This window comes from Paenibacillus kribbensis (assembly GCF_002240415.1).
Classification (GTDB): domain Bacteria; phylum Bacillota; class Bacilli; order Paenibacillales; family Paenibacillaceae; genus Paenibacillus; species Paenibacillus kribbensis.
In genome coordinates this window covers 4,438,969-4,465,647 of the sequence record NZ_CP020028.1, presented here as the reverse complement: position 1 = coordinate 4,465,647, position 26,679 = coordinate 4,438,969, and the positions used below count along the sequence as shown (strand labels likewise).

Below are 26,679 nucleotides of genomic sequence, written 5' to 3'. Positions count from 1 at the left end.
ACAACCAGTTCAAATAATTCAAAACAGATATCCAAATGAGATTCAGCAAGGAAAGACTTTTGAATATGTTTTGGAGAATGGTCAAGTTAGGATTCGAGATGGAATTAAAGAAGTTGACTTCATCATTGATGTAAATGGTAACTTAAAGGTTGGACGAGGACATTCTCATTTAGCTAATGGAGCTAATGTTCAAGCTGCTGGAAAACTAAAAGTCGATGCTAATGGAAATGTTAGAAAAATAACAAATGAATCAGGACACTATACTCCAACAGCTGAGCAAGCTAAAAACTATGAGCAAATATTTAATAGTGCTGGAATAAAGACAGAAAACGCTTGGTTAGAAACATATCAATTAGAACTAACGAGCAACGGTTATGTTGATTTAGGAAAATTAAAGAAAATACAATCAACTAAATTGAAATAAAGGAGGAGATATTTTGATTAAAGTTACTCAAATGAATGAAGAAATTTTTTCAACAAATTTATCTAAAGCAGTTGATAAGATAAAAGAAGCTAGGAAAATTTCAAGCGATATAGTTAAATTTGTTATAGAGCCTATGGAGGAACATGGGAAAATGTTAGATGGTGGCGATGAAATGATGAAACGTCTTGTGTTATCTAAAGAGAATATTGGTGGTAAAAAACTACTATTAGAAGATGTTGTTGGGGTTTTAGGAGGGCTTTTTCCGAAAGCTCCCATATGGATTAATATATCTTTTATGGAGATGGAAGGAGATACCGCTATATTCAAATTGGAAACTAGTTTACGTTTTAGAAAACCAACATTATTAAGGAATGCTGAAACAGGTCATGCACCTTTTAACGTCATTGTATAAGGTCTATAAAGATTTTTGTGTAATCTCTTTACAGACTCAATGGGGCTACCCAGTGCCGAATGAACCACTTTACCTCATCATTACCAACATAACCTTTGTTCTACCTGTAGGAAAATTTCATGATTTGAAATGTACGCACATAATGTTTGTAAAAAGTATACCTAATTTAACGCATTAGCGTTACATGAAGCAGGCCAATTATGGTCAGATACTACCATAATTGACCTGTTTTTTTGTTATCTTCGTTTTATTGCGTTTTTTTCAAATATGTTTGCAACTTTGTACACACATAGAGCGATAGATCGGGTGAAAGGAACATGATGCAACTTTTGAGTGAGGTATACCGACCATAAAGATTGTCAGAAACCTACTGAGAGTTTACTAATAATGGGAAGGTCATGTGTTAAAGGCTAGCCGCCTTGCCCTCTAATTAAGCCCGAAATTCATGAAAAAATTCGAGAGAGGGTGGACACATGAAAGGGGTCACTGTATCCATTGACCGTATTGTCATTGACTTTACAGACGTATATTGGGACTTCTTCATTAACTTTATCGGAGCAAAGATGGCTAACCGTACTTGGACGGATGTTCATTCTACGAGCCAATTCCCGTTGACTAATACCTCCTTCTTCAAGAATTTCTCTAAGTCGTAATCGAACAAGAAAGTATCATGATTAGGACAGAACGTAACTATTACGACTATAATAAGACTTGGGCACCAAAGCAAATTAGAAATGTCCATATCGATATTTTAGATTAGGAGGGCATTTAAATGCTTGTAATAAAGGCTCTAACAAAGATATTTGAGGATTGGGGCGATGATATAGACGATTTTTATATCACTTATCATGTAGATATTAGCCCAAAGGAGATAAATGGAGCATCAGACTTATTTTCGTTTGAATTAATTAGTCCTAGAAGGTTAGAAAGGATGGTAGGTCAAGGTGATATCATCATAGGACGTGGGCATATTATAACAGGTGACTTTAATGAAAAAAAACTTGAAGAAACATTAAGGCATATTATTAATAAGTGTTCAGATGGTGATATTAATAAGGCAAACCATAATCTTTCTAAATACTTCCGTTGGGAGATGGACGAGTAGCTAGAGTCTGTAAACGGAGTTTACTAGCCCAACAAAAAGATCGTACAATACAACCAACAAACCAAACACAAAATGATTCAAACACTTGATAAACTTTCAAAGCTCTTTCCAACTTGAACCATGAGTAGGAATGGGCTTTTTTTGCATGCTCAAATCAAATGTTTGAATTCCAAATAATGCTATGAGGACACATTGGACATTATGGTAGGCGAGACCATTTATTTGCAAGCAGGCAGCAGCAGTATGGTGATGGATGCGAGACGGATATTCGTGCATCCCGAGTTAAGTTGGATGGACTTACGAAACATCCTGTTTTCGTATCGGATCTGAAGCCCGTTCCGGAGCCGACGCTATCCATTAATCAAAAACAGCCCATTCATAATTTCAAGTGATTTAAGGAGAAGCGGGCGGGTAAATTACAAATAAGCAAAAAAAAGCCTCTGAAGCATTGCCGATTTTAAGTCGGCATGACTTCAGAGGTTATATGTTTTCAAGCATTATAACACGTGTCCGGGCTTCTTGAGAGCTAAAGCCGGGTCATTTCCCGAGCCACATATTTTCCATCTGTTCAAGCGATCTCCCCTTGGTTTCGGGAACCTTGCGCCATATAAAGAATACGACGAACAACGAGATGGCTCCGAATGTCCAGAAGGTATTGGACGGACCGGCTGAACTCAGCAGGGGAGGGAATGCCTGGGATACCAGATAATCGCCGGCCCACAATGCCATCGAAGCGATGGCGACCGCTTTGCCGCGAACGCGGTTTGGAAAGATCTCCGAGATCATAACCCATACGATCGGCCCAAGCGATATAGCGTAGGCGGCCACGTAGATCAATATCATGATGAGCACGAGCGGTCCGGTGGTCAAACCCATTTTGAATGCGGCTCCGATAATGATCAAACAGAGGGTCATCAACGAGGTGCCGATCATCAGCAGGACTTTTCGCCCCGCTTTGTCGATCAGCCATACGGATACGATGGTGAACAACACATTGATCAACCCGATCCAGATGGTTTGGGTCAAAGAGGCATCTGTACCGAGTCCCATTCCTTTAAAGATAACCGGCGCGTAATACAAAATGGCATTGATACCGGTAATATGCTGCATAATGGCGAGCATGACACCGATAAAGAGAGCGACCCGAATACCAGGAGCGAACACTTGTTTAAGTGAGTCATTCTCATTTTTGAACGATTCCTTGATATCAAGCACTTCCTGTTTAGCGGCTTCTTCACCGTGAATTTTCAGTAAAATTGGCAGCGCTTCATATGGCCGATTCTGTTTAATAAGCCATCTCGGGCTTTCGGGTATGAAGAGCATCAAGAGCATAAAGATCAGTCCCGGAACGGCTCCCACTCCGAACATCCAGCGCCAGGCCGTCGAGACACCCCAGGCTTCATCCCCCAGGCTGACGATCCACGAATTCTGAAAATAAACCAGGAAAATGCCCGTTACGATCGCCAGCTGATTTAAAGCAACCAAACGGCCACGGTATTTGGCGGGAGCGATCTCCGCATTGTACACTGGACAAATGGTGGAAGTGATTCCTATGCCGACGCCGCCGATCATGCGAAAGATCACATACCCGGTGAACGTATCTTGAAGCGCAGAACAGATCGAGCCGACGACGAATAAAAATCCGGCGGCCAGCAATACCTTTTTTCTGCCGATCCTTTCACTCATGTAGCCGGAGAGAGCCGCTCCCGTGACACTCCCGACAATCAGACTCGACACCGCCCAACCAACCTGAAATTCGCTCAGCGAAAAACGCTGCTGTAGGAATTCGACTGCTCCCGAAACAACCGCGATATCAAAACCGAACAGGATGCCTCCAAGCGCAGCTACGATGGATACCAGCGTCACAAAAAGCATATTGGGTTTTTCCGATTGAAGCGCTTTCTGTTGAGCGCTTTCATTATTGATGATTACTGCCATATGATCATCTCCCTTCCAGATTCCTGGAACCTCATTCCATTCTTCGAGGAGAAGTATAACACGCGCTTATAAGAGAAAGGCCGGTTATCGTCTTCAATAAACGGACCTTTTCATGCACGATTTTGGCTTCGATTTTCTGAATTGGAGACGGAGGGGCTAAACCTAGCATTACCTTGTCATTCGAGCTTAAAAAAATCCATGCCGATGGTCGGCATGGATGAATCTCTACTATTTTTGGCCTTTAAACTCAGTGGGAGGAACACCCGTTATCTTCTTAAAGACACGGCTAAAATAGTTCGGGTCCTTATAACCCACTTCAAAGCTGATTTCTTTAAGAGCAAGGTTGCCGGACTTAATCAAAGAAATGGCTTTATCAATCCGCAGCCGGGTTACGAAGTCGATGAACGTTTCTCCGTATTCTTGTTTGAAAATCTTGCTGAAATAGTGAGGATTCAAATGGACGAAATCAGCTACTTCTTCCAGCGAAAGATCATCGTTGAATCGTTCCTCAATATACATTTTCGCCCTGCCTAGCATAGTCAGTGTTTGAACCTCCCGCTGTTCGCGTATCCGTTGCAGTGCTGACATGACGTACGTCTGCTGAAGCATTCCTTTCTCCGCTTTGACGGCAAGTAAACCAGCGTTTCCGGCCTCTGACGACTTCAGTTCGTCAAAGTGGCAGTAACCCCCATCCCGCTTGCGTAGGGTGGAGGCAAAAACGGCTTCAAAATAGGACTTGCGAAGTCCTTCCTCGCCGCTATGCAGCGATCCGATTCCAATGGCAGTCTTTATGCCAAGCTGCTGCCGGGCAAGCTCGGAAAGCTGCTGGACAAGGTGTTTAACCAGCTGCCGCCAGTCGTTTTCGCCGGTGGCAGGCGGCTTTCGTAAAAAAGTGGCTACATGATGGTCGATCAAGGAGCTTACAATGGAATTCGGGCCATGCGTTTTTACATAGCTTCGGAAATGATCATAAATTTTCTTTTTATCCTGCTCGTCCGTATATCCGTCAAAGGCGGCAATGATGGCGCTTCCCTGATCAAGAGGAAAGTCCAGCCATTCCGACAACTGTGAAGCGCTCGAATCCACTGTCTGGTCGACCATAAGCATTAAAGCCAGCTCATTTTCTGCGAGCGGCATCAACTGCGAGATTTTGTGTCTAAGCTCTAATTCTTCCGTACGTGCCCGCTTCTCGCGCTCAATTTCTTCAATCAGTTGTTTCAGTGTATCGATGACTAGTTCCCGCTTCGCCGGCTTCAGAATATATTCTTTTACGCCCAAAGAGAGCGCCTCCCGGGCATAGGCAAAATAATCATAGGCGGTGACGAGCACGAATCGGGTATCGGGAAGCCGCTCCTTCAATTCACGAAGCGCTTCAAGCCCGTCGATTCCGGGCATATTGATATCCAGAATGGCAATATGGGGACGGTGCTCTTCCGCGCATTCAATTGCCATGCGGCCATTGCCGGCATGAATGAACCGGAATACCCCCGGCATCGCCCGTTCCACTGTCAATTCCAATCCTTCCCTCTCCAAAGCCTCGTCATCCGCGATCAACAACCGATACATCAGTCCGCTCACTCTCCTTCTTGACAGGAATTCGTATTGTTATGGCAGTACCTTGTCCGGTATTGCTGCTGATTTCAACCATTCCTTCCTTTCCGTAAAACAACTGCAGCCGCTTAAACACGTTTTGCATTCCAAGTCCCGTTGAACTGCCGCTTTCGGCTCCACCTTCAAGACGGAGCACGGACAGTCGGGTTTCCTCCGCCATGCCCTTTCCGTTGTCCGAAATTTCAATTTGCACATCCTCGTTCGCTCTCGACAGCGTCAACGCGATAATGGCTCCGGTTTCCATATCTGCCACACCGTGAAGAAAAGCGTTTTCAATGAACGGCTGGATCGTCAGGGCCGGAATTTGCTGCTGAAGTACGGAAGCGTCAAAATGAAGATCAAAGCGAATTCTGTCCCGGAAGCGCGCCTGCTGGATTGTTACGTATTCGCGGATATGATCCAGTTCCTCCTGTAGAGTTACAGGTTTGTCCAGCTTCTGCAGGCTGTACCGCAGCAGATTGGACAGCGAAACAATCAGGTCACTGGTCTTCTCCGCCCCTTCCAGGATCGCCAGCTTGGAGAGCACATTTAAGGTATTGAACAAAAAGTGTGGGTTCATTTGATTTTGCAGGGCCAGAAGCTCCAGTTCCTTCACAAGCCGCCGCATTTCCAGACTCTGTTTATCCTTCTCGATGAGGATGCTCAAATCGGCGGACATCTGCGAAATGGCGTCCGACAGTACGCCTAGCTCGTCATCCCGTCGCAGTTGGGGCTCGATATTCAGATCGCCTGTGGCGATTTGCTTCGCCAGTGCGACAAGTCTGCCGACAGGGCCGGTAATGCTGCGTGAGACCCAGATTGCAAGCAAAACCCCCATCAGCGCGTTCATGCCGAACAACGCCACTCCCAATCCGTTCATTCGCTCATTCTTGTTCCGGATGTTCTCGATGATCGGCCGGTAATAAGCCAGTTCAGCATCAATCAGTCGCTGTCCCTCCTCGTGGATATAGCTGACAGTTTTCTCCGCTTCAATATAATGTTCAAAGGCCGATTGAGGATCTTGTGCATTTGCGTCCAGAACAGCGGATTGCTTCTGTTCAAGAAATGTGGCCAACAGATTCACGTAGTCCTCCTCGGCGAAAGAAGGGGCGGCCGAGTCGGAAACTTCCTGAATTCTGCCCTTCAACTGCATCAATTGGCGTTCTGTCGGGCCCTGTACAGCCTTATCGTCTCTCGGATTAAGCAGATAGGCGTATAGGAGCTTTAAGTTGCTCTCTGCCGATTCGGAGGTTTGCTCGATGAGCAGAATTCGGCCAAGCATTTCATCGTAGCTCTGTTGTACGACCTTTCCGCTTTGGAATACAAAATAAGCGATGATATTGGCGAATACAACTAAGAGGGGAATGAACAGAAGCAGCTTCTTTCTGATCGTCATTGTCCATCATCTCCGGCCATGTTGTCGGGAGTGTCCGCATGCACTTCGTATACCCTGGTGTATGTTAATTCCTGAGGATCATTCCCCTTTAAATAATCATTCAGCAGTTTTATGGCCTTAGCCCCCATTTCCACGGGCTGCTGAACAAGGGTCAGTTTGATTTTGCTATCTCTGATGGCTTCCAACGTATCGGCCATATCGTCAAAAGCGAAAATCTGCAAACTCCGCGCTCCGCTCCGCTCCGAAGCTTCCAGAATGCCAGGGCCGTCCAGCGCACTGAATCCGACCATGTAGCGGATCTGCGGATACCGGATGAGCATGTTCTGAGCTTGCTGAGCTGCCTGAAGCCGCGAAATGTCCGAGGAGCGAATCTCCACAATGCGGAGCTTGGGATAGCGGCTGATCACGGAACGAAAGCCGGCAAGCCTGAGCCGCTGATTCTCGACGCGCTCGTTGCTGATCATAACTCCAATGTCGCCACGCTCTCCGGAGGCTTTTGCCAACAGCACGCCCATCCGCTTTCCTGCTCCTTCATTATCCGTTCCGACGTAAGCCAGTCTTTGGGAGTCCGGCTCATCCGTATCAATCGTGATGACAGGTATGCCAAGTCCGGCCGCTTTGTTGATTAATCGGCGATACTCCGGATCATTTATCCCTTGAACCAGAATTGCATCCGCCTTGGCGGCGATCGCTTTATCCAGCAGTTTAATCTGCTCGGACGGATTAATGCGGTCCGGCCCGATATAATCGAGCCGCATACCGTACTGTTCCGCTTCCTTTCGGGCTCCTTGTTCGATTGACCGCCAGTAATAATTGTCCAACTCCTGCGATATCAATACCACTTTTGTATCGGAAGCTCCGTCTTTTTGTGAAACCGTTTTCAATTGCTCTGCAAATTGGTGAATTTGAAGAGAAGACAGAGTGAACTGAAACAGCAGCCAGGCAAATGGCAGGAAGACGGGGATAAGGATAAATGTCCATTTACGGTTTGACATGTCTTGCTCCTTTGGGAATATTTACAGACTCAACTCATTATACAGCAACAAAACCACCGCAGCTATCGTCAGCACACGCGCGGTCATTGAGGAGGAATTGCAAATTGAAATCATTCCTGAACATTCCCAAATGCTGAATCAACTTTTGAGTAAAACGGGAATTAAAAGAAGGGGAACTAGCTTTTTTCGATATGAAAGTTAGGATTTTTGACACCTAAACACGAATCTGGTCATAATTTTGATAACGCTTTCCACAGGCATGTTGCTACAATGGCGGTATATTACAATTCTCATACCGGAGGTTGATTGCCGTGTCATTTAAAGTAGCTTTTATTGGAGCGGGAAGCATAGGTTTTACCCGTGGAATTTTGCGAGACCTGTTGGCAGTGCCTGAATTTAACGAAATTGAAGTGGCTTTTACGGACATTAGCCAGCACAATCTGGATATGGTCACTGAGCTGTGCCAGCGGGATATTCGGGAGAACGGTTTGTCCATACAAATACAGTCCTCTACGGATCGAAAGATAGCTTTAAAGGATGCCATATACGTTATTTGTACGATCCGGGTCGGTGGTCTGGAAGGCTTTGCGACTGATGTGGATATACCGCTGAAATATGGCGTAGATCAATGCGTAGGAGATACGCTGTGTGCAGGAGGGATCATGTACGGGCAGCGCGGGATCGCTGAAATGCTGGACATTTGCAAGGATATCCGTGAGCTGAGTGCACCGGATGTGCTGCTGCTGAACTACTCGAATCCGATGGCGATGATGACCTGGGCCTGTAACAAGTACGGCGGCGTGCGTACGATTGGTCTATGTCACGGCGTCCAGCACGGTCATCACCAAATTGCCGAGGTGTACGGCCTGGAGAAGCAGGATGTGGACATTGTGTGTGCCGGAATCAATCACCAGACATGGTACATTCAGGCATCCCATAAAGGGAAGGATCTGACGGCAGGACTGCTGGAGGCTTTTGAAAAGCATCCCGAATATAGCCGCACCGAAAAGGTACGAATCGACATGCTTCGCCGTTTTGGCTATTACAGCACAGAATCAAACGGTCATTTAAGTGAATATGTCCCTTGGTACCGGAAGCGTCCGGATGAAATTCTAGACTGGATTGATCTGGGGAGCTGGATCAACGGAGAAACAGGTGGCTATCTGCGTGTATGTACGGAAGGACGCAACTGGTTCGAGACAGATTTTCCAAACTGGATGAAAGAAGATCCATTAGTGTATACGGCGGAGAATCGTGGTGAGGAGCACGGCTCGTACATTATCGAAGGGCTGGAAACCGGGCGTGTATACCGTGGGCATTTTAATGTCGTCAATAACGGAGTAATCTCCAATTTGCCGGACGATGCGATCATTGAAGCACCGGGATACGTGGATCGGAACGGTATTTCCATGCCACATGTCGGGGAGCTTCCGCTCGGTCCTGCGGCCGTCTGCAATGTAAGTATTTCCGTCCAGCGTTTGGCTGTCGAAGCGGCTGTGCATGGGGATGATAAGCTGCTGCGCCAGGCGTTTATGATGGACCCGCTGGTGGGTGCGGTTTGTAACCCGAAAGAGATTTGGCAGATGGTTGATGAAATGCTGGTAGCGCAGGAAGCATGGCTTCCACAATACAAAGCAGCGATTGCCGAGGCGCGTCAGCGTCTGGCTGCAGGTGATCTTGTCCCAACTCGTCCTTATGAGGGAGCGGCAAGGCTTAAGGTCAAGACGATTGAGGAAATGCAACTGGACCGGGAGGCGGCCAACAAAAATGCGGGCGAATCCGACAAAGGCAAGGAACGTGAAAAGGTGCAGCCAAGCCAAGCCTAGCAGCTTGGTATCATCGCATTAGCGTTCACTGCATGTATGTAGTCAGGATTTTGCAAAATCCTCACATGCATGATGAATGACCGTGAGGCTGTCCAACGATAACTATACAACAAGAAAGGGTATTTTCATGGCTATGAGGCCTGAAAATACCCTTTTATTGTTGATAGATTTAACCATTTGGCATGGATCGCAGTCCAAGATTTATAATGTCGATTTTAGCTGACGGAAATTAAAGAATGCACCCTAATTTTTAGGAATCTGCTCCTTTTTTTGTCGAACTCGAATCTTGGAAAAGCTTGTAACATCAGGGATAATTCATCATACGAGGGACTCGGCGATCAGTAACGGGGAGACGGAAAGAACTGGAAGTGTGGCAATCCAATGCCTAATTTATAATCTAGACCTTAATTTATTCAATTTACAGCAGATTTCAGGGTTACTATAATCTAACATAGGAGGTGACAAAAAGGGGATAATACGAAAATTCGGGCGCGAGGAAACACAGAATGCGCTTACCTTTGCGGCTATGCACGCTACTTTTTTTGAGGAAAGAGGGTGCAATCACGCAAAATCGTGTAACAATCAGGTGACGACATAGGATGAGTAAACAAAATTTAAGAAAGATAGGTGAAACAATTGAAAACAAAGCAAGTGCTTCGTAAAGGCATGAAGTATGCTTTTGCGTTATCACTCGTCGCAGGTAGTTTTTTACCAGGTACAGGATTGACAGGTAAAATAAATGCAGAATCCCATGTGGACAACCCTTATATCGGGGCAACAAAATATATTAGTCCTGATTACGCCGCTTTCGTCGATTCGTCAATTGCCAAGGTTACCGATGCTAATCTGAAAGCGAAAATGCAAACCGTCAAAACGTTCCCGACATCCGTATGGCTCGATCGCATCGCTGCCATTAAAGGAACTCCAGGCAATCTTGGTCTGGAAGAGCATCTGGATCAAGTATTGGCCCAAAAGAAAGGCGACACGCCGATTACGGCAGAGTTTATTATATATGATCTGCCCGGACGGGATTGTCATGCCTTGGCTTCCAACGGTGAGCTTCCGCTGACCCAGGCAGGTCTGGAAACGTACAAAAAGGATTATGTCGACAAGATTGCTGAGATCCTTGCCAACCCCAAATATAAGGACATTCGTATCGTAACGATCATTGAACCGGACAGTTTACCGAACCTGGTAACCAATATGAGCGATCCAAAATGTGCTCAAGCCAAATCCACCGGTATCTATGAAACCGGCATTCAGTACACAATCAACAAACTGAACGAAATTCCTAACGTATACAAATACGTAGATATCGGTCACTCCGGCTGGCTCGGTTGGGATAACAACCGTTCAGCAACAGTTTCTCTGTATACCAACGTTTTCAGAAACACATCTAAAGGATTGTCCAGCGTAGACGGCTTTATCACCAATACAGCCAACACTACGCCGCTGGTTGAGCCTAATCTGCCTGATTCCAACCTGAATATTAACGGACAGCCGATCAAGTCTTCCAAGTATTACGAATGGAACCCTTACTTCGATGAGCTGCATTTCACAGAAGGTCTGCACAGAGATTTTGTAAATGCAGGCTGGCCAAGTTCTCTCGGTATGCTGATTGATACCGGCCGTAACGGCTGGGGTGGACCGAACCGTCCAACTAAAGCTACAGGTAACGATATCAATTCGTACGTGAACTCAGGCCGTGTGGACAGACGCGACCATCGCGGTAACTGGTGTAACAACAGTGGCGCAGGTATGGGGACACCTCCTCAAACCGCTCCAGCTTCCCATGTCGATGCATATGTATGGGCGAAGCCTCCGGGTGCTTCCGACGGCTCCAGCTCGCTCATTCCGAACGATGAGGGCAAAGGCTTTGACCGGATGTGTGATCCTACTTACACAACCAGTGACGGCGTATTGACAGGCGCATTGCCAAATGCTCCGATTTCCGGTGCGTGGTTCCATGATCAGTTCGTTATGCTCGTGAACAATGCATATCCAGCAATCAAAGCTGCCGATGGTAGCGTAGAACCAACTCCAACACCTACACCTACACCAACACCAGAAGCTCCGGCAGTACCGGCAGACTTACAGGGAAAATTGGGTGTGAAGCTGACTTGGGCTGCTTCCACTGGTGCCCAAAGCTACACAGTGAAGCGTGCTACCAGTGAGGAAGGTCCTTTTACAACGATTGCGTCTCGTGTAACAGGCACAGAATACACGGATACAGATTTGACGAATGGAACGACTTACTACTATGTAATAAGTGCTACGAATGCAAATGGTTCAAGCAAGGATTCGGCTGTAGTGAAAGTGACTGTTGGATCGAAGGCTACTACACCAACAGATCCAACTCCAACACCTACACCAACTCCAACAGATCCAACTGACCCAACAGATCCAACACCTACACCAACTCCGACTCCAACAGAACCTGCAGGTGATCTGGCTGTTCTGTACCGGGCTGGAGATACCGATCCAACGAATAATGCAATTAAACCATTTTTTAACGTAAAAAATAACGGGACAACTCCTGTAAAGCTGAGTGACCTGAAAATCCGCTACTATTTCACTAAAGAGGGTAGCCAGGAAATGCAGTCTGCAGTGGACTGGGCACAAATAGGTAATGATAACGTGCTGCGTACCTTTACAGACAAATATATTGAAATTGGTTTCAGTCCTGCTGCCGGCACGCTTGCTGCTGGAGCACAAACAGGTGAAATTCAGGTCCGCATTAACAAAAGCGACTGGTCTAACCACGACGAATCCAATGACTACTCGTTCGATCCAACCAAAAGCTCTTATACAGAATGGAACAAAGTAACATTGTACCAAAATGATAAGCTGGTATGGGGAATCGAGCCTTAAGATCAAGACAGAAGATGTGCGCTTAAACAATAGAAGAAACCCTGAAGGAAAAGCTACGGCGTAACTGCCGTAGCTTTTTTGATCGTCTTCAGCTAAAGAACCTCATGATCAAGGGAATCAGCATTCAAATTGTGTATAATGAGAAAAGAATGCTGTTCTACTGTGGAGGTCATCATGAGTAAAAAGTTAATTTTAGATGTAGATACGGGGATCGACGACGCACTTGCCATTGCATACGCTGTCCATTCTCCAGAATTGGAACTGCTCGGCATTACAACCACCTTTGGCAATATCTCGGTGGAGGAGGCAACACGCAACTCACTGATCCTGCTGGAAAAGCTGGGTGTAGAGGCTCCGGTCGTGTCCGGCGCTCACAAGCCGTATGCCCGTGAGCTGTTCAAGCCGTATTCCCGCCATATTCATGGTGAGGACGGGATTGGCAATCAGCTCAAAGAAGCGCCGTCACACCAGGCCGCGCCTGGGGATGCGGCTGATTTTATAATTGGACAGGCTTGTCGCTATGAGGGCAAGCTTACCCTGGTAGCTGTGGGACCGCTGACCAATCTTGCGATTGCACTGGATCGCTGCCCCGAATTGCCGAAATTGCTTGACCGCCTGATCATTATGGGCGGAGCGGTTACAGTACGAGGGAATGTAACCGAGGCCGCTGAAGCGAATATTTACGCTGATCCGGAAGCCGCAGCCTATGTGCTGGGAGCGGGTTTCCCGCTTACACTCGTCGGGCTGGACGTGACCATGCAGACGCTGCTTCCCCAGCATGATGTAGACAAGTGGCGAGAGCAAGGAACCGAGCTGGGCAAGTTTATGGCAGATATGACGGACTTTTATATGGAAGCCTATCGCAATTTCAGACCTGGTATTGCAGGCTGTGCTTTGCATGATCCATTGGCCGTTGGACTAGCCATAGATTCCAGTTTTGTGCAGACGCGTCCGATGCGTATTGCTGTTGAGGTGGGGGATTCCCCTGAAGTCGGTCGCACCCGTGAGGTGCAAAACGAGCACGAAGCTCAGGCGCTGCCCTCTGTCGATGTGGCACTAGAGGTCGATGCGGAGCGATTTTTGCGTCATTTTCTTAGCCGGGTGGTATAAACAAATAGCTCTAGGATTGTCGATGGAGCTGCATCGGCAATCTTTTGTACATACATGTTGTAAGGCTGCCGGCCCCCCAAAGGAGGAGATTCATTGTGTTTTCTGCTGCTCAACGACTGCCTTTGCTGGAACATATGTATAACCACGCCCCGACAGGAATTGCCATTTTGTCGAGGCAGGGAAAATGCTTGTATGTTAATCCTGCTTTTTGCCAAATGGTTGGATACGAGCAGGAGGAATTGCAGGACACCCGATATTACCAGCTTTTATATGAAGAAGCTCAGGATCAGCAAGGTCTGAGAGATGCCTATGTCGGCTGGCTGGGGGCTAAGGATCAAGTATACAAGGCAGAACTGCGTTTAAAACATAAGCGGGGAACATCAGTCTGGCTGTCGCTGGAATTAACGATATTTGATGATGAGGCTAGCGGACAATCGTATCTGATTGCCTATGCGACGGACATAACGGAGAAAAAAGACATACAGCAGGTGCTTTCGGACAACGAGGATTTATACATGCTGATTACGGAAAATACACCGGATGTGATCTCATTCAGCACGCCGGATGGCAGGCTTGAGTACGTCTCTCCTTCGGTAGAGAAGCTTTTGGGTTATACCAGACAGGAGATGCTCGGCAGAAAGCGGCTCGATTTCTATCATACAGAAGATGCCGATTATATGCGGGTACATGGAAGCTACAAGGAAACAGGCATTATGAAGCAGCGTGTACGCCACAAGGACGGGCATTATTTATGGATGGAAGTGTCCTTCCGCATTATTCGAGATGAAAGCGGCGGGATCAAACGCATTTTGGCCATAGGCCGTAATATTACAGAGCGCCAGAAGAGTGAGGAGAATTTGGCAAAGGCGCAGCAGCTGGCCATGTTCGGTTCATGGGACTGGGATCTGGTCGACAATGTTATGCATTTTTCCAAAGAATTCCGCAGCATTTTCGGCTATCGTGTTAAGTCGGTTGAAACGAGTATTGACGCCTTCATGGCGGCTGTCCACCCCGAGGATACGGAGCGGATGCAGCAGATCATCACGAACGTCATATTAAAGGGAATCCATGAAGAGACCTTTTACCGAATTGTGCTGCCGAACGGTGAACAAAAAGTGCTGCGCTCAATCTGGGAAGCCGAAATAGACGAGCATGCAAGCAAGCCCATTCAAGTTGTGGGGATGGTACAGGATGTTACGGAGCATCGGGAAATGGAGCAGCGTCTTCGGGCAAGTGAAAATCGTTATAAGTCGCTGTTCCAGCATAACCCGCTCGGTATATGCGCCATGAATATGGAGGGCCAAATCCTGAGCGTGAATCCGAGTTTGGAGGAACTAACTGGCTATACAAGCGGAGAATTGCTTGGAGCTGAAATACTTGCAATGGCTTCTGCCGAGGAACAGGACAAGATCAGGCACCACATGGAGTTGGCCAAGCAGGGAGAGACGCAAACCTATGAATCGCAATTCATACATAAGAAGGGGGAGCGTCTGTTCATCAAGATGACCCATATCCCCATTTTTGTGCAAGAGGAAATTGTGGGCTGCTACGGGATTGTTGAAAATGTTACCCCTCTAAAAAGCTACATTGCGCAAATTGAAAAGCTCAGCAACGAGCATTCGCTTATTTTGAACGCGGTATCCGAAGGGATTGTAGGTTTAAGCACCGAAGGACACGTCCGTTTTATGAATCCGGCGGCTGCCGAGATGTTTGGCGTGGGATTGGAAAATACGCTGGATGATGCATGTATAGGCATAATACGACATGCTGATGAGATTGGGAGTCATTATCCAGATGAGCAGTCTTCTATTCTCCAGGCGGTCCGCAACGGTGCTTCCTATCAGGCGGAGGAAGCTGTTTTTTGGAAAAAGGATGGGTCCAGCTTCCTTGCCTCTTATCGAATCAGTCCATTGATGGATAATGGCGAGCGAAAAGGGGCCGTAATGGTTTTTGTAGACATCACGAACGAAAAGGAAATCATTCGTGCCAAGGAATCTGCTGAGCGCGCTGATCGGGCCAAGTCCGAGTTTCTTTCCGTGATGAGTCATGAGCTTCGTACACCAATGAACGGCATTATCGGCATGGCGGGACTGCTCGCCGACACCGAGTTGGATGAGGAACAGCGGAGCTATATAGATATTATTACCAGCAGTAGCTCGGCCCTTATGCAGATCCTCAATGAGATTCTGGATTTGAGCAAAATCGAAGCTGGAAAAATGGCGTTGCTGCACGAGCCTTTTGAGCTTGAGCGTGTGATGGGCAGTGTGGCAGACCTATTTCTTAGGCAGGCTATGGAAAAAGGCGTTCTACTGGAGTGGCACGTGGATCAGGAACTGCCGGGAGTACTCGTCGGCGACCATGTGCGTATCCGGCAGGTGCTGGTGAATTTGGTGAGCAATGCGATCAAATTTACGGAGCGAGGGCGTGTAAACATCTTTGCCGAGCAAAAGGCTTACAGCCGCCGTAAAAGGAAATGCTTGATTGAGTTCAGCGTAACCGATACCGGCATCGGTATTCCCGTCGATCGCCAGCATCTATTGTTTCAGCCCTTTTCCCAGCTCCATCCCGCACTGAACCGGAAATATGGAGGCACAGGTCTGGGGCTGTCCATTTGCAAAAACCTGGTTAGGCTGATGGGGGGTTCCATTGGTGTGGATAGTGAAGAGGCCCAGGGATCGACGTTCCGGTTTCAGCTAGATCTCATGCTGCCAGAAAAGGAAGCGCTGGTGAATATGAGCCGTGATGAGCCTTATGAGTCGAAGGAATGTTAAAAGAAATAGCCGTGATGCATCATGCATCACGGCTATTTTTTGTAATAATAACCAAACAAATGATTGACAAACTGTCCTAACTGTACTATTAATGATAATACAGTTAGGACAGTTTGAAATATGCAGATACATCTGACCAGGTTTTGAAAGGAGGAAGTCCATGTTCGATCTGGATATCCGCAGCCGCAAGCCAATCTACGAGCAGCTAATGGACAGGGTGAAGGAAATGATCGTGTACGGATCACTTGAGCCGGATGAGCAATTGCCTTCCGTGCGGGCATTGTCCGCTCAGCTAACAGTGAATCCGAATACGATTCAGAAGGCGTATCGTGAGCTGGAACGCGAAGGATATATCTATTCTGTCCAGGGCAAGGGCAGCTTTGTCACACCTGCCGAGCAGCAGCCGCAGCAAATGAAGCGGGATGAGATTCGGGCAGCACTGTTAAAGCAGATGATCGAAGCCGTCCATTTTGGTTTTACGCAGCCGGAAGTGGACGCCATATACGTGGAAGCGATGCAATTGAAGGAAAGGGGGATGTCCCTTGATTGAATTAAGGGAAGTCACAAAGACATTTGCAGAAGAAAAGGCGGTGGATCAACTCGCCCTTATGGTGAAGAAAGGCTCCATTTTTGGATTGCTGGGCTCGAATGGGGCGGGTAAAACGACACTGCTCAAAATGATTGCCGGAATCTATCGACCGGATACAGGGAAGGTGCTGATCGGGGGGCAAGCTGTATATGAGCAGCCCGAAGTCAAGCAGCGCATTCTGTTTATGCCGGACACACCCTATTTTTTTCCGCAGGCGACGATTCAACAGATGGCCCGTTTTTATCGCTCCATTTATCCAAGCTGGAGTGAGGAGCGCTACATGCAGCTTACGGGCATTTTCAAGCTGGACCCCAAACGTAAACTACATCGTTTTTCCAAAGGGATGAAGCGGCAGGCCGCATTTTTACTTGCCTTGAGCTGTATGCCTGAGCTGTTGATTTTGGATGAGCCGATTGATGGATTGGACCCCGTGATGCGGCGAATGATCAAAAATCTGCTGTTCCAGGAAACGGCTGCACGCGAGCTGACCGTTGTGATTTCATCCCATAATTTGCGTGAGATCGAAGACATGTGTGATCACGTCGGTATTATGCACCAGGGACGCATGCTGCTGGAAAAGGAAGTCGACGACCTCAAGTCCGATACCCATAAGGTGCAGGTTGCTTTTCGTGAAAGCGCGCATGAGGAAGCCGTATACAAGCAACTTTCGGTTGTACATAAGGAGCGGAGAGGCAGTGTTCTGCTGCTGATTATCCGTGGGGAACGAGAGCGGATTGCAGAAACGATTCAAGCGTATGAGCCGCATGTGTTCGATCTGCTGCCGTTGACGCTGGAGGAAATTTTCATTTATGAAATGGAGGACGCGGGTTATGACATCCAACCGATTCTTCTATAGCGGCGGCGTGGTTCGCCAAAGCCTGAGACAGCATGGCTGGATCGGTCTGTTGTACTTGGCGGGATTACTGTTTACAGTGCCGCTGCCGTTATTTATGAGTACTGGAAACGAGCAAGTGCCCACGGTTTTGAGAAGCCTGTTCGATGGTACGAGCTCAGGTGATGGATTGCAAAATATCGTTTTTTTGACTGTACCTGTGCTGGCGGGTGTGATGCTGCTTCGCTTTATTCAGCGGAAGGGTTCATCAGATTTATACCACAGTCTTCCTTTGCGCAGAGAGCATCTGTTAACGGCACATTTAATTAGCGGTCTGATCCTTTTGATTGTACCCATATGGCTGACTGCGGGAGTAACGGCTCTGTTAAACACGTCGGTTGAATTGCCTTTTATTTTTCATATCAATGATATTGGATCATGGGCTTTGGTTGTATCGGTTATTTCGATTTTCCTGTTTGCTTTTACCGTGTTTGTAGGCATCTGTGTAGGGCAATCGCTGTTGCAATCCGTTGTAGTGTATGCTTTGCTGCTGTTGCCCTTTTTTTTGTACTCCATGATTAGTCGTTTTCTGGGGCACAATCTATATGGCTACACTCAGATTACTGGAACCATTGTCCAATATAGTAATGGCGTGGAGTTGCGTAGCAGCAATAATATTTGGTATAGTTTATCGCCATTCGCCCGCATTATGGAATTGGCGATTAATGCATTTTCATATGTGGAGCTGGTTATTTATATTGGTGTTTCCTTGCTGTTTGTGATTTTAAGCTATGTGTTATATCGCAAACGGCTGGTAGAGAAGGCGACACAGGCCATGGCCTTTACTTTCTTCCAACCCTTATTTAAGGCAGGAGTCATGGTATGTGCCATGCTGCTGATAGGGGAATATTTTTATAGCACAGGAGGCCAGAGGAAAGACTGGGCGATCTTCGGGTATGTGCTTGGAGCTATTTTGGGCTATATTGCTGTGGAGATGGTAATCCGCAAAACGTGGCAAATTGTGCGTATTCGTGCTTTGCTGGAGTTGGTCGCATACGGTGCAGTTTTGGGTCTGGCAATGTACATCCCCACGTCTAGTTGGATAGGCTTCGAGGAACGGATTCCAACCGCGCATTCAGTCGAGCAAGTCTATGCTGGGCCAAATTTATATCTGGACGGGGGAGCAACACGGAAAAATCTTTATTTTTCGCAAGAAAAAGATTTTATCGCCGCTGTTCTGAATTTACAGCGTGAGCTTGTAAGAGCACATTCAGCTGGAGAGACGTCCGGGTCCAATAAAGAACCTCAACAAAGGATATCCATTGCCTATTGTTTGGATGATGGTACCATTATGACTCGCAGCTATACATTTCCCGAGCAGCCTTTCCGGGCAGCGCTGGCGAAAGTGATGCTGTCTGAGCCGTACAAAACAGTAAGCTACTCACTTGATAAGCTGTATGGTACAGCGGAGACAATCAGCATTCAATCGGCAGATGATAACGAACGACGAGTTGTTCTGACTGATCCGAAAGATATTCGTGAATTTGAAGCAGTACTGAAAGAAGAAGTTTTGGACATGAGCTATATTGAAATGCAGGCAGGCTCTTATGCGTTGGGGAATATTGAAATTCTGAACAAACCTTCATCTATTTCAGCAGAAGAACCGGAATGGACTCGCAACGTCTCCTATAATTGGCATTTATCCTTCCACAAGCTGAATGCTTGGCTGGAACGCAAAGGATACGCCGACAAGGTGATTATCACGACGAAAGACATTTTATCGGTTCGAGCTATTCCGATGATTTCTCAAGAGAAGGAGCCGTATCAACCTGGCAAGTATATTGATGAAGTGAATTTATTCAGGATATTGCAGCAGAAGTATAAAGTCACCACAATTGAAGATCCAAAACTTTGGAATACTGTGCTGGATAACCGTAATAATTATAGCTATGATCCACAAGTGGAGAAAGGCACTTATCTATTCCAAGTCAAAATCAAGTCCATCAGCGGTTCCGGCTTTCATACAGTTTATTACTTATTAACTCCAAAAGACATCACACCGGAGCTTGCGAAGGCTTTACCGACAGCTCCTTAAGCGGTTCGGAACAACAGGCAAGAGCTTCTCCACATTTGGACTGACGTAAATAGAGGCATAGAGAGAGACAACGTAGAACATTAAAGAGAAAAAAAGTCATTAGCGCACAGGTCAATTGTGGAGGAGCAGCAAGCTATGAAATATACAGAAGATCGTGAGTTTCTACAGCTACTAAAGCATCATGAAGAGTCCTTTTCCAGAGGCCGTATATGCGACAGAAGCGTATGCACCGAATGTTCCTGTTGCCAAAAAACGACTGGATCCGCTGGGCGTACATGTTATCGCTATAGATGATGACGACGCCCTTCCGTTTGACGATGCCGGGTTCGATCTTGTGCTGAATAAGCACGAGTCATTTTCGCCAGCGGAAGTACGTCGCATTTTGCGTCCGGGCGGGACGTTTTTGACCCAACAGGTGGGGGGCCTGGATTGTGCGGGCATCAACGAACGCCTGGGAGCGCCTGATTACGAGTACGCGGATTGGACTCTTTCTCAAGCGCTTGCAGGTCTGGAAAGCAACGGCTTCGAAATCGTGGACCAGCAGGAGCAGTTTCCGATACAGCGGTTTTACGATATCGGAGCGCTCGTCTATTATTTAAAAGCTATTGAATGGCAGATTGCAGACTTTCAGCCACAGAAATATATAGAACAGCTGTATGGTCTGTATTTGGACATCCAACGTGATGGATATTGGGACGTGAAGCAGCACCGTTTTTTGATCCATGCCAGAGCAATCTAAAGAAGATCCGATACCAAAAAGGCCTTTCCTGCAGGGGAGGCCTTTTTACCATCTCCTCGTATACTAATCTTTACCATAATTGTACAATGAAGAAGCAATTGCTTACAGTCTCATTTCATATACTAGGTATAGGGGGATGTACATGTCTGATCCAAAGGGAGTTATAGCTGATACGGAGAAAGGCGCTGCTGTGCGGATAGCGTGGTTTTGGCCATGGCTGGGCGGTACGTTTATGTTTGGATTGTTTTCAGTCATGTTTAATGTTATTTGGAGTATCGTTGTGGCATCCAATGTGCAGCTTCTGCTGAGACATGAAGGTGTAACAGATACAGCCGTGATTGTGATGCTGGTGCTATACGCATGGATTGTTGGACTGATTTTTGCGGCTTACGGTGCCTTGAGTGCGCGTATTTCCAGCATGCATCAGCTTCCACTGATGCTGACCGGACTGTTATCATTATTGTGCGGACTGTGCCTGTGGATTGTGGGGCTACAGGGATCTGGCGGTCAACCTGCTGAGGTGTGGGGAGGTTCGTGGGAGCTCTTTTCACTTTATCACGCTTGGGCGGCGCCTGTGCTGGAGGTATTGGAGCCCTATACACAGCATAGTGAAATCTGGTTTCTGCTGACTGCACTGCTGCCGATAGCTGGCATGGTGATAGGTGTGGGGGTAGATCGTTATCCAGCGGTGACCGACAAGGACGGAAAGGTGGATCATAGATGGCAATGGGTTGTCGTTTCGATGTCCGCTGCGCTCATCATTGTACTGACGGTTGCATTGAGGCTTCCTCAACATCCATACATTGCCGAGACGGATTTTCCGGTAGTTGACGGAGCTACAGCGGCCATTCCGTTCGCACAGGATATGCTGCATGAATTGACTGGAATGAGCAAGGCGCGCGCAGCACACGAACTGAGATTCAATACGACACATCAGGCATATGTAAATTTGATCGAAAAGAAGGCGGATCTGATTCTGGTGGCCGGACCCTCCGATGAGGAGCTGCGTCTGGCGAAAAGCCGTGGGGTGCAAATGAAGCTCGACCCCATTGGACGGGATGCGTTTATTTTTCTCGTTCATCAGGACAATCCGGTTAAGGGACTTTCTTCAGAGCAGGTTCGCCGCATATATGAAGGATCTATTCATAATTGGAATGAAGTAGGGGGAAAGGATCAGCCGATCATTGCTTATCAGCGAGAGGAAAATTCAGGTAGCCAGACATATATGCAAAAGAAAGTAATGGCAGGCCATGCGATGACTCAACCGCCTCGAGAACTCCAAATTGGCATTATGGGTGGTATGATTAATGCAGTCGCAGATTTTAACAAGGATCACAACGCGCTTGGCTATTCATTTTATTATTTTGCCAATGTGATGCATAATCGACAAGAGGTCAAGTTTCTGCCTATTGATGGGGTGGAGCCTAACAAAGAACATATTCGTTCGGGGCAATATCCATTTACGGCTCAACTATTCGCGATCACACGGGAAGGCGAGAAGCCACGCCCTTCGCTGCAGCGATTACTCGAATGGCTGCAAAGCGAAGACGGAACCCGGGCCATTGAAAGAGGGGGCTTTGTTGCTCTGAGCTCGTAAATCTGCAATGATGATTTGCATACCGTTGATTCCGTATTTTCACCCGCAAGAGTGAAACGAAGACAGCAGGGTAATACATAGAATATGCCCTGCTGTGATCACGATACCCGCACAGCATGTATATCAACAACTTAAGGGGATGAACGAAAATGAAGAAAAAAACATCGGCCTGGCTGCTTTTGCTCGCCATAGTCATAATGACAGCGGGATGTGAAACCGGTGCACAAAACGGACCGAAAAAAACGGATGGGCAAGTGACTCAGAATGAGCAGCCAGGTTCAACGTCGGCACAAGCGAACGGTTCGGGAGCGGCTGTACATACACCAGAACAGCAGACAGCTTCTGACGGGAGCAATACTACATCACCATCCGCCACGGGACAAGCATCTACAGACACTAATGTAGCAAAGGTCCGCATGGACAATATTACTGCCCTGCGTCTGATCGACGGCAAGTCCGGCTGGATCGGCGGCAACGGCTGGATTGCCCGGACAGATGCGGGACCATCCGGCTCCGTCGGATCGGTTTGGAATGTGCAATATCAGGGTCAAGGTGCGGTGCAGCAGATTTTTGCCTTGAATGGGCAGCAGGCTTGGGCTGTTATGGCCGATAGCGGGTCGTTGCTGGCAACGCGCGATGGCGGCAAACGCTGGGAGACTGTAGGGACAGTGCCTAAGCAAGGAACAGCAGGCTTTTTACACTTTGTATCATCCAAAGAAGGATTCAGCGGCAGCCAATATACGAAGGATGGCGGACAAAGCTGGTCTGCGCTTCCTGTGCCTGATCATACGGTGGGACAGCCCTATTTTCATGATCGGCAAAACGGCTGGGTGGTAACGCAGAACACAGACCGCTCATTTCAGATTTTACACACCGTTAACGGAGGGCAAAAGTGGACTGCCGTCATGTCACGGACAACCGAGGAGCCTCTGAACGGGGCCATTATCCGTTCGGTGGAACGGGGCAACGCATGGATCGAGCTGATTGGAGGCACAGGCATGAATCAGACTTCGTATTCGCTTTGGCATACGGCCGATAGCGGTCAAAGCTGGCGCGCTGTACTGGCCAATGCCACCGCTGGCGGCGGTCCCGCACCCGGTATTAGCCAGCAGGACAATCAGGTTCCCAAAAATGAAGGGGTGGCGCCGGGGATGCTCTATGCGGTCAACAGCCATACGGCATTGATGGGCGGCTACTGCGCACCGTGCGACAAGCCCAATACGATTGGCTGGACGAATGACGGCGGCAAGACGTGGAACAATGGCAAGCAAAGCTTTGGCGGCTACGGCAGCCAGCAAATCGGGATGGCGAACGCCAAGGAAGGCTGGGCTATTTTCTCGGATTCGGAGCAGGCACCTGTGATGTATACGACCTCAGATGGTGGGCAGCATTGGACTCAGAGCCATGTTTTTGACAAGCCAGCGGCATCTGGCCACTGAATCGGTATAGAAGGAAGGGAACGCACATGAGCCAACAAAAGAGCCAGCAAAAGATAAATACGATCACATGGACTGGCGGGCGTAAAGTGCCGCTCATTGGGCAAGGTACATGGCATATGGGCGAAAAAGCTTCGCTCCGGCAGGAGGAGGTGCGTGCGCTTCAACTTGGTTTGGAGCTGGGCATGACGCTGATTGACACGGCTGAAATGTACGCGGAGGGGGGAGCGGAAGAGATCGTCGGGGAGGCCATTCGCGGCCGTCGGGATGATGTATATCTCGTTAGCAAGGCTTATCCGCATCATGCAGACCGTCAAGGGCTGGCTGATGCCTGTGAAGCGAGCCTAACCCGAGTGGGAACGGAGTACATGGATATGTATCTGCTGCATTGGCGTGGGAATATCCCGTTGGAAGAGACGATTCAAGGCATGGAAAAGCTGCGTGAGCAGGGTAAAATCCGTAACTGGGGAGTGTCCAATCTGGACAAGTCCGACATGGAGGAGCTGTGGAGCCTGAGCGGAGGCGATGCCTGCGCAGTAAACCAGGTACTGTATCATGCAGCTTCGCGAGGCATCGAATACGACCTGCTCCCTTGGAGCCGCACGCACGGGGTGCCTGTGATGGCCTATTGCCCGATTGCACAGGGTGGACGCCTGCGACGGGGGCTGCTGGAGCATCCCGTTATGGTGGATATCGCAGCCAGCCACGGGGTAACTCCAACCCAAATTGCGCTCGCGTGGGTTATACGGGATGGCGATGTCTGGGCAATCCCGAAGGCGGTACAAGAATCGCACGTACGGGAAAATGCAGCGGCAGCCCATATCCGGCTTACCCCTGAGCAGCTTCAACGAATAGACGAAGCTTTTCCTCCACCCACGCGGAAGCAGCCACTGGATATCGTTTGAGGAAGGGGAGGCCCATGGCAGAGCAGGAGACAGAGTTGCATGAAGTAGATGATCATTTGGATTATGGATTATCCGTCGTATTCATTGGTTTTAATCCCAGCTTGAAATCAGGCGAGGTAGGGCATCATTATGCGAATCCCCGCAACCGTTTCTGGCGCATCCTGGAGGGAGCAGGCTTGACGCCCCGCTTGTACGATCCATCGGAAGATCGGGAGCTGCTGAAGCTTGGCTACGGTTTTACGAACATTGTTTCCCGCCCTACCAGGGGCGTGGAGGACATTACGCGCGAGGAATACGCCAAAGGACGTCTGGAACTGCATGCAAAGCTAAAAGAATATCGCCCGAAGGTCGCTTGCTTTGTCGGCAAAGGCGTATACACCGAATACAGTAAAAAATCTAAAGTGAATTGGGGATTTCAGCCTGAACCGCTCATCCCCGAGATGCATGAATTTGTGGCACCCTCGTCCAGCGGATTGGTGCGCATGTCGCTGGACGAGATCACGGATATTTACCGCCAGCTGCAGACGTTCCTTTCGTCGGAAATCGTCTGAAAGCAGCAAAACACAGCGAATGCATTGGATACTGTGAACGGAAAAAGAACCACACGTCTTCAACCCTTAGAGGAGAGAATGTGTGGTTCTTTGAGTTGCAGCTATTTTATTGCAAAGCCTTCGCCTGCCATGCCTGTTCCACCGGAACGTAAGGGTAACCCAGGTCGCGGGCGACTGCTTCGTAGGTGATATGTCCGTTCAGGACATTTGTGCCGCTAAGCAGCGGCTTGCTTTTGCGAAGCGCCTCCTGCACACCCAGATCCGCGAGCTGGAGAGCATAGGGGAGGGTGGCGTTCGTCAGAGCAAGCGTCGAGGTTTGCGGTACTGCGCCCGGCATGTTTGCTACCGCATAGTGAATGACGCCATGCTTCACATAGGTTGGCTGATCGTGTGTCGTGATGTGGTCAATCGTCTCGACAATACCACCTTGGTCGATAGCAACATCCACGATCACAGAGCCGGGCTGCATGGTCTGCACCATGGCCTCCGTTACAAGCCGCGGGGCCTTGGCACCGGTGATCAGAACAGCCCCGATCAGCAAATCGCTTTGCGCCACGGCCTCAGCAATGTTGGAGGGGGTGGACACCAGCGTATGGAGCTGGTTGCCAAAAATATCATCCAGCTGGCGCAGCCTTTGCAGACTCAGATCGATCAGGGTCACATCTGCGCCGAGACCGATGGCGACCTTGGCGGCGTTCGTGCCGACGATCCCTCCACCAATAATGGTTACTTTGCCACGCTTGACCCCCGGTACGCCTGCCAGCAGGATGCCTTTGCCGCCCTTTGGCTTTTCCAGCAGCTGTGCTCCGATTTGTACAGCCATTCGACCTGCAACCTCGCTCATCGGAGTGAGCAGCGGAAGGCTTCCTTCGACGTCTAGCGTTTCATAGGAGATGGCAGCTACACCGTTGTCCGTTAAAGCCTTGGCCAGTGCTGGCTCAGCGGCTAGATGCAGATAGGTGAACAAAATCAATCCTTGTCGAAAATATCCGTATTCCGAGGCTAAGGGCTCCTTCACCTTTATAATCAGATCGGCCTGGGACCACACATCGGCAGCCTTCTGTACAATGGTTGCACCCGCAGTGGCATAATCCCCATCGCTAAAGCCACTTTCAGCCCCTGCATGGCTTTCCACAAACACGTGATGTCCGTGTCGAATCATTTGAGCTGCACCTGCAGGTGTCAACGCGACACGGTTTTCATTGTTTTTAATCTCTTTCGGAACCCCGATTTTCATTTCATTCACCTCTCCTTAAAATAATGTTTACCCAACGGCAATCATTGCTTGTTAGGGCAGTTGTGCTGCTGCGCTACTGTGTTACTGTTGCTGGTGGGCTTATGCTTCCTATTCTTGCTGGTATTTATTATTGCCCAAATTGCATTATCATTTTTGTGCAGGCTGCCAATTAGTTAGTTGGACTCAAGCCGATAAATGCAATTCATGTTAGATTAGGTACAGTTTACAGGGGAGGGAACTCCTTGACATCATACATTTTG

21 protein-coding genes and 1 pseudogene are annotated in these 26,679 nt (G+C 48.2%); 16 read left to right on the top strand and 6 right to left on the bottom strand.

All coding sequences use genetic code 11. The features are described 5' to 3' along the window. Positions 1-10: 10 nt before the first annotated feature. A pseudogene (locus B4V02_RS19935) lies at positions 11-424 on the top strand (hypothetical protein); the annotation flags it as partial. Positions 425-437: 13 nt separating this feature from the next. Further along, complete coding sequence (locus B4V02_RS19930; RefSeq protein WP_094156102.1) at positions 438-836, top strand: hypothetical protein; 399 nt, start codon at positions 438-440, stop codon at positions 834-836. Positions 837-1,279: 443 nt separating this feature from the next. Here the strand turns inward: B4V02_RS19930 and B4V02_RS27250 are convergent, their stop codons facing one another. Beyond that, positions 1,280-1,456: a helix-turn-helix domain-containing protein gene (locus B4V02_RS27250; protein WP_425270793.1), complete on the bottom strand. Its 177-nt coding sequence runs from the start codon at positions 1,454-1,456 to the stop codon at positions 1,280-1,282. Positions 1,457-1,608: 152 nt separating this feature from the next. Between B4V02_RS27250 and B4V02_RS19920 the strand changes: the two genes are divergently transcribed. Continuing rightward, the gene (locus B4V02_RS19920) at positions 1,609-1,941 is read left to right on the top strand and encodes an Imm8 family immunity protein (protein WP_094156100.1); all 333 of its coding nucleotides are present in this window, start codon (positions 1,609-1,611) and stop codon (positions 1,939-1,941) included. Positions 1,942-2,133: 192 nt separating this feature from the next. After that, entirely contained in the window at positions 2,134-2,271 is a 138-nt protein-coding gene (locus tag B4V02_RS25965) for a hypothetical protein (RefSeq protein ID WP_157739758.1), read from the top strand. 207 nt (positions 2,272-2,478) lie between these two features. Here the strand turns inward: B4V02_RS25965 and B4V02_RS19915 are convergent, their stop codons facing one another. From B4V02_RS19915 to B4V02_RS19900, 4 genes are all read right to left on the bottom strand, one after another. Then, a complete protein-coding gene (locus B4V02_RS19915) occupies positions 2,479-3,879 on the bottom strand; it encodes a sugar porter family MFS transporter (protein WP_094156099.1) in 1,401 nt (466 codons plus the stop codon). A gap of 228 nt (positions 3,880-4,107) precedes the next feature. Next, entirely contained in the window at positions 4,108-5,445 is a 1,338-nt protein-coding gene (locus B4V02_RS19910; RefSeq protein ID WP_094156098.1) for an AraC family transcriptional regulator, read from the bottom strand. Next, positions 5,420-6,865 (bottom strand): sensor histidine kinase, encoded by a 1,446-nt coding sequence (locus tag B4V02_RS19905; RefSeq protein ID WP_094156097.1) that lies wholly within the window; start codon positions 6,863-6,865, stop codon positions 5,420-5,422. Before B4V02_RS19905 ends, B4V02_RS19910 begins: the two co-directional genes overlap by 26 nt. Further along, complete coding sequence (locus B4V02_RS19900) at positions 6,862-7,860, bottom strand: substrate-binding domain-containing protein (protein WP_094156096.1); 999 nt, start codon at positions 7,858-7,860, stop codon at positions 6,862-6,864. The genes B4V02_RS19905 and B4V02_RS19900 overlap by 4 nt, the downstream gene beginning before the upstream one ends. A 311-nt stretch (positions 7,861-8,171) precedes the next feature. Here B4V02_RS19900 and melA point away from each other — a divergent pair, with 311 nt between their 5' ends. The 12 genes from melA (at position 8,172) to B4V02_RS19835 (ending at position 25,182) form a co-directional block, all read left to right on the top strand. Next, complete coding sequence (gene melA / locus B4V02_RS19890) at positions 8,172-9,686, top strand: alpha-glucosidase/alpha-galactosidase (RefSeq protein WP_094156094.1); 1,515 nt, start codon at positions 8,172-8,174, stop codon at positions 9,684-9,686. A 627-nt stretch (positions 9,687-10,313) separates the two neighbouring features. Further along, the gene (locus B4V02_RS19885) at positions 10,314-12,557 is read left to right on the top strand and encodes a glycoside hydrolase family 6 protein (RefSeq protein ID WP_094156093.1); all 2,244 of its coding nucleotides are present in this window, start codon (positions 10,314-10,316) and stop codon (positions 12,555-12,557) included. 174 nt (positions 12,558-12,731) lie between these two features. Continuing rightward, a complete protein-coding gene (locus B4V02_RS19880) occupies positions 12,732-13,667 on the top strand; it encodes a nucleoside hydrolase (protein ID WP_094156092.1) in 936 nt (311 codons plus the stop codon). A 95-nt stretch (positions 13,668-13,762) separates the two neighbouring features. Continuing rightward, positions 13,763-16,438 carry a PAS domain S-box protein gene (locus B4V02_RS19875; RefSeq protein WP_094156091.1) on the top strand — a complete coding sequence of 892 codons (2,676 nt, stop codon included), beginning with the start codon at positions 13,763-13,765 and terminating at the stop codon, positions 16,436-16,438. 160 nt (positions 16,439-16,598) lie between these two features. After that, positions 16,599-16,988: a GntR family transcriptional regulator gene (locus B4V02_RS19870; RefSeq protein WP_007429078.1), complete on the top strand. Its 390-nt coding sequence runs from the start codon at positions 16,599-16,601 to the stop codon at positions 16,986-16,988. Beyond that, the gene (locus tag B4V02_RS19865) at positions 16,981-17,883 is read left to right on the top strand and encodes an ABC transporter ATP-binding protein (RefSeq protein ID WP_094156090.1); all 903 of its coding nucleotides are present in this window, start codon (positions 16,981-16,983) and stop codon (positions 17,881-17,883) included. Before B4V02_RS19870 ends, B4V02_RS19865 begins: the two co-directional genes overlap by 8 nt. Further along, positions 17,858-19,954, top strand: a complete 2,097-nt coding sequence (locus B4V02_RS19860) for an ABC transporter permease (protein ID WP_094156089.1) — start codon at positions 17,858-17,860, stop codon at positions 19,952-19,954. Before B4V02_RS19865 ends, B4V02_RS19860 begins: the two co-directional genes overlap by 26 nt. A 181-nt stretch (positions 19,955-20,135) precedes the next feature. Beyond that, positions 20,136-20,693: an SAM-dependent methyltransferase gene (locus B4V02_RS19855; RefSeq protein ID WP_244188367.1), complete on the top strand. Its 558-nt coding sequence runs from the start codon at positions 20,136-20,138 to the stop codon at positions 20,691-20,693. Between the two features lie 142 nt (positions 20,694-20,835). Continuing rightward, positions 20,836-22,290 (top strand): PstS family phosphate ABC transporter substrate-binding protein, encoded by a 1,455-nt coding sequence (locus tag B4V02_RS19850; protein WP_094156088.1) that lies wholly within the window; start codon positions 20,836-20,838, stop codon positions 22,288-22,290. A 149-nt stretch (positions 22,291-22,439) separates the two neighbouring features. Beyond that, positions 22,440-23,729 (top strand): beta propeller repeat protein, encoded by a 1,290-nt coding sequence (locus B4V02_RS19845; protein ID WP_094156087.1) that lies wholly within the window; start codon positions 22,440-22,442, stop codon positions 23,727-23,729. Between the two features lie 26 nt (positions 23,730-23,755). Further along, entirely contained in the window at positions 23,756-24,631 is an 876-nt protein-coding gene (locus tag B4V02_RS19840; protein ID WP_094156086.1) for an aldo/keto reductase, read from the top strand. 14 nt (positions 24,632-24,645) lie between these two features. After that, positions 24,646-25,182 (top strand): mismatch-specific DNA-glycosylase, encoded by a 537-nt coding sequence (locus tag B4V02_RS19835; RefSeq protein ID WP_094156085.1) that lies wholly within the window; start codon positions 24,646-24,648, stop codon positions 25,180-25,182. A gap of 106 nt (positions 25,183-25,288) precedes the next feature. Here the strand turns inward: B4V02_RS19835 and ald are convergent, their stop codons facing one another. Continuing rightward, positions 25,289-26,419, bottom strand: a complete 1,131-nt coding sequence (gene ald / locus B4V02_RS19830; RefSeq protein ID WP_007429086.1) for an alanine dehydrogenase — start codon at positions 26,417-26,419, stop codon at positions 25,289-25,291. Between the last annotated feature and the right edge of the window lie 260 nt (positions 26,420-26,679).

Bases quoted from the DNA above. Each gene is read 5' to 3' on its own strand.
- B4V02_RS19920 (WP_094156100.1), top strand. From the start codon at position 1,609: ATGCTTGTAATAAAGGCTCTAACAAAGATATTTGAGGATTGGGGCGAT.
- B4V02_RS19915 (WP_094156099.1), bottom strand. From the start codon at position 3,879: ATGGCAGTAATCATCAATAATGAAAGCGCTCAACAGAAAGCGCTTCAA.
- B4V02_RS19910 (WP_094156098.1), bottom strand. From the start codon at position 5,445: ATGTATCGGTTGTTGATCGCGGATGACGAGGCTTTGGAGAGGGAAGGA.
- B4V02_RS19905 (WP_094156097.1), bottom strand. From the start codon at position 6,865: ATGACGATCAGAAAGAAGCTGCTTCTGTTCATTCCCCTCTTAGTTGTA.
- B4V02_RS19900 (WP_094156096.1), bottom strand. From the start codon at position 7,860: ATGTCAAACCGTAAATGGACATTTATCCTTATCCCCGTCTTCCTGCCA.
- B4V02_RS19880 (WP_094156092.1), top strand. From the start codon at position 12,732: ATGAGTAAAAAGTTAATTTTAGATGTAGATACGGGGATCGACGACGCA.
- B4V02_RS19870 (WP_007429078.1), top strand. From the start codon at position 16,599: ATGTTCGATCTGGATATCCGCAGCCGCAAGCCAATCTACGAGCAGCTA.
- B4V02_RS19860 (WP_094156089.1), top strand. From the start codon at position 17,858: ATGACATCCAACCGATTCTTCTATAGCGGCGGCGTGGTTCGCCAAAGC.
- B4V02_RS19855 (WP_244188367.1), top strand. From the start codon at position 20,136: ATGAAGAGTCCTTTTCCAGAGGCCGTATATGCGACAGAAGCGTATGCA.
- B4V02_RS19850 (WP_094156088.1), top strand. From the start codon at position 20,836: ATGTCTGATCCAAAGGGAGTTATAGCTGATACGGAGAAAGGCGCTGCT.
- B4V02_RS19845 (WP_094156087.1), top strand. From the start codon at position 22,440: ATGAAGAAAAAAACATCGGCCTGGCTGCTTTTGCTCGCCATAGTCATA.
- B4V02_RS19840 (WP_094156086.1), top strand. From the start codon at position 23,756: ATGAGCCAACAAAAGAGCCAGCAAAAGATAAATACGATCACATGGACT.
- B4V02_RS19835 (WP_094156085.1), top strand. From the start codon at position 24,646: ATGGCAGAGCAGGAGACAGAGTTGCATGAAGTAGATGATCATTTGGAT.
- ald (WP_007429086.1), bottom strand. From the start codon at position 26,419: ATGAAAATCGGGGTTCCGAAAGAGATTAAAAACAATGAAAACCGTGTC.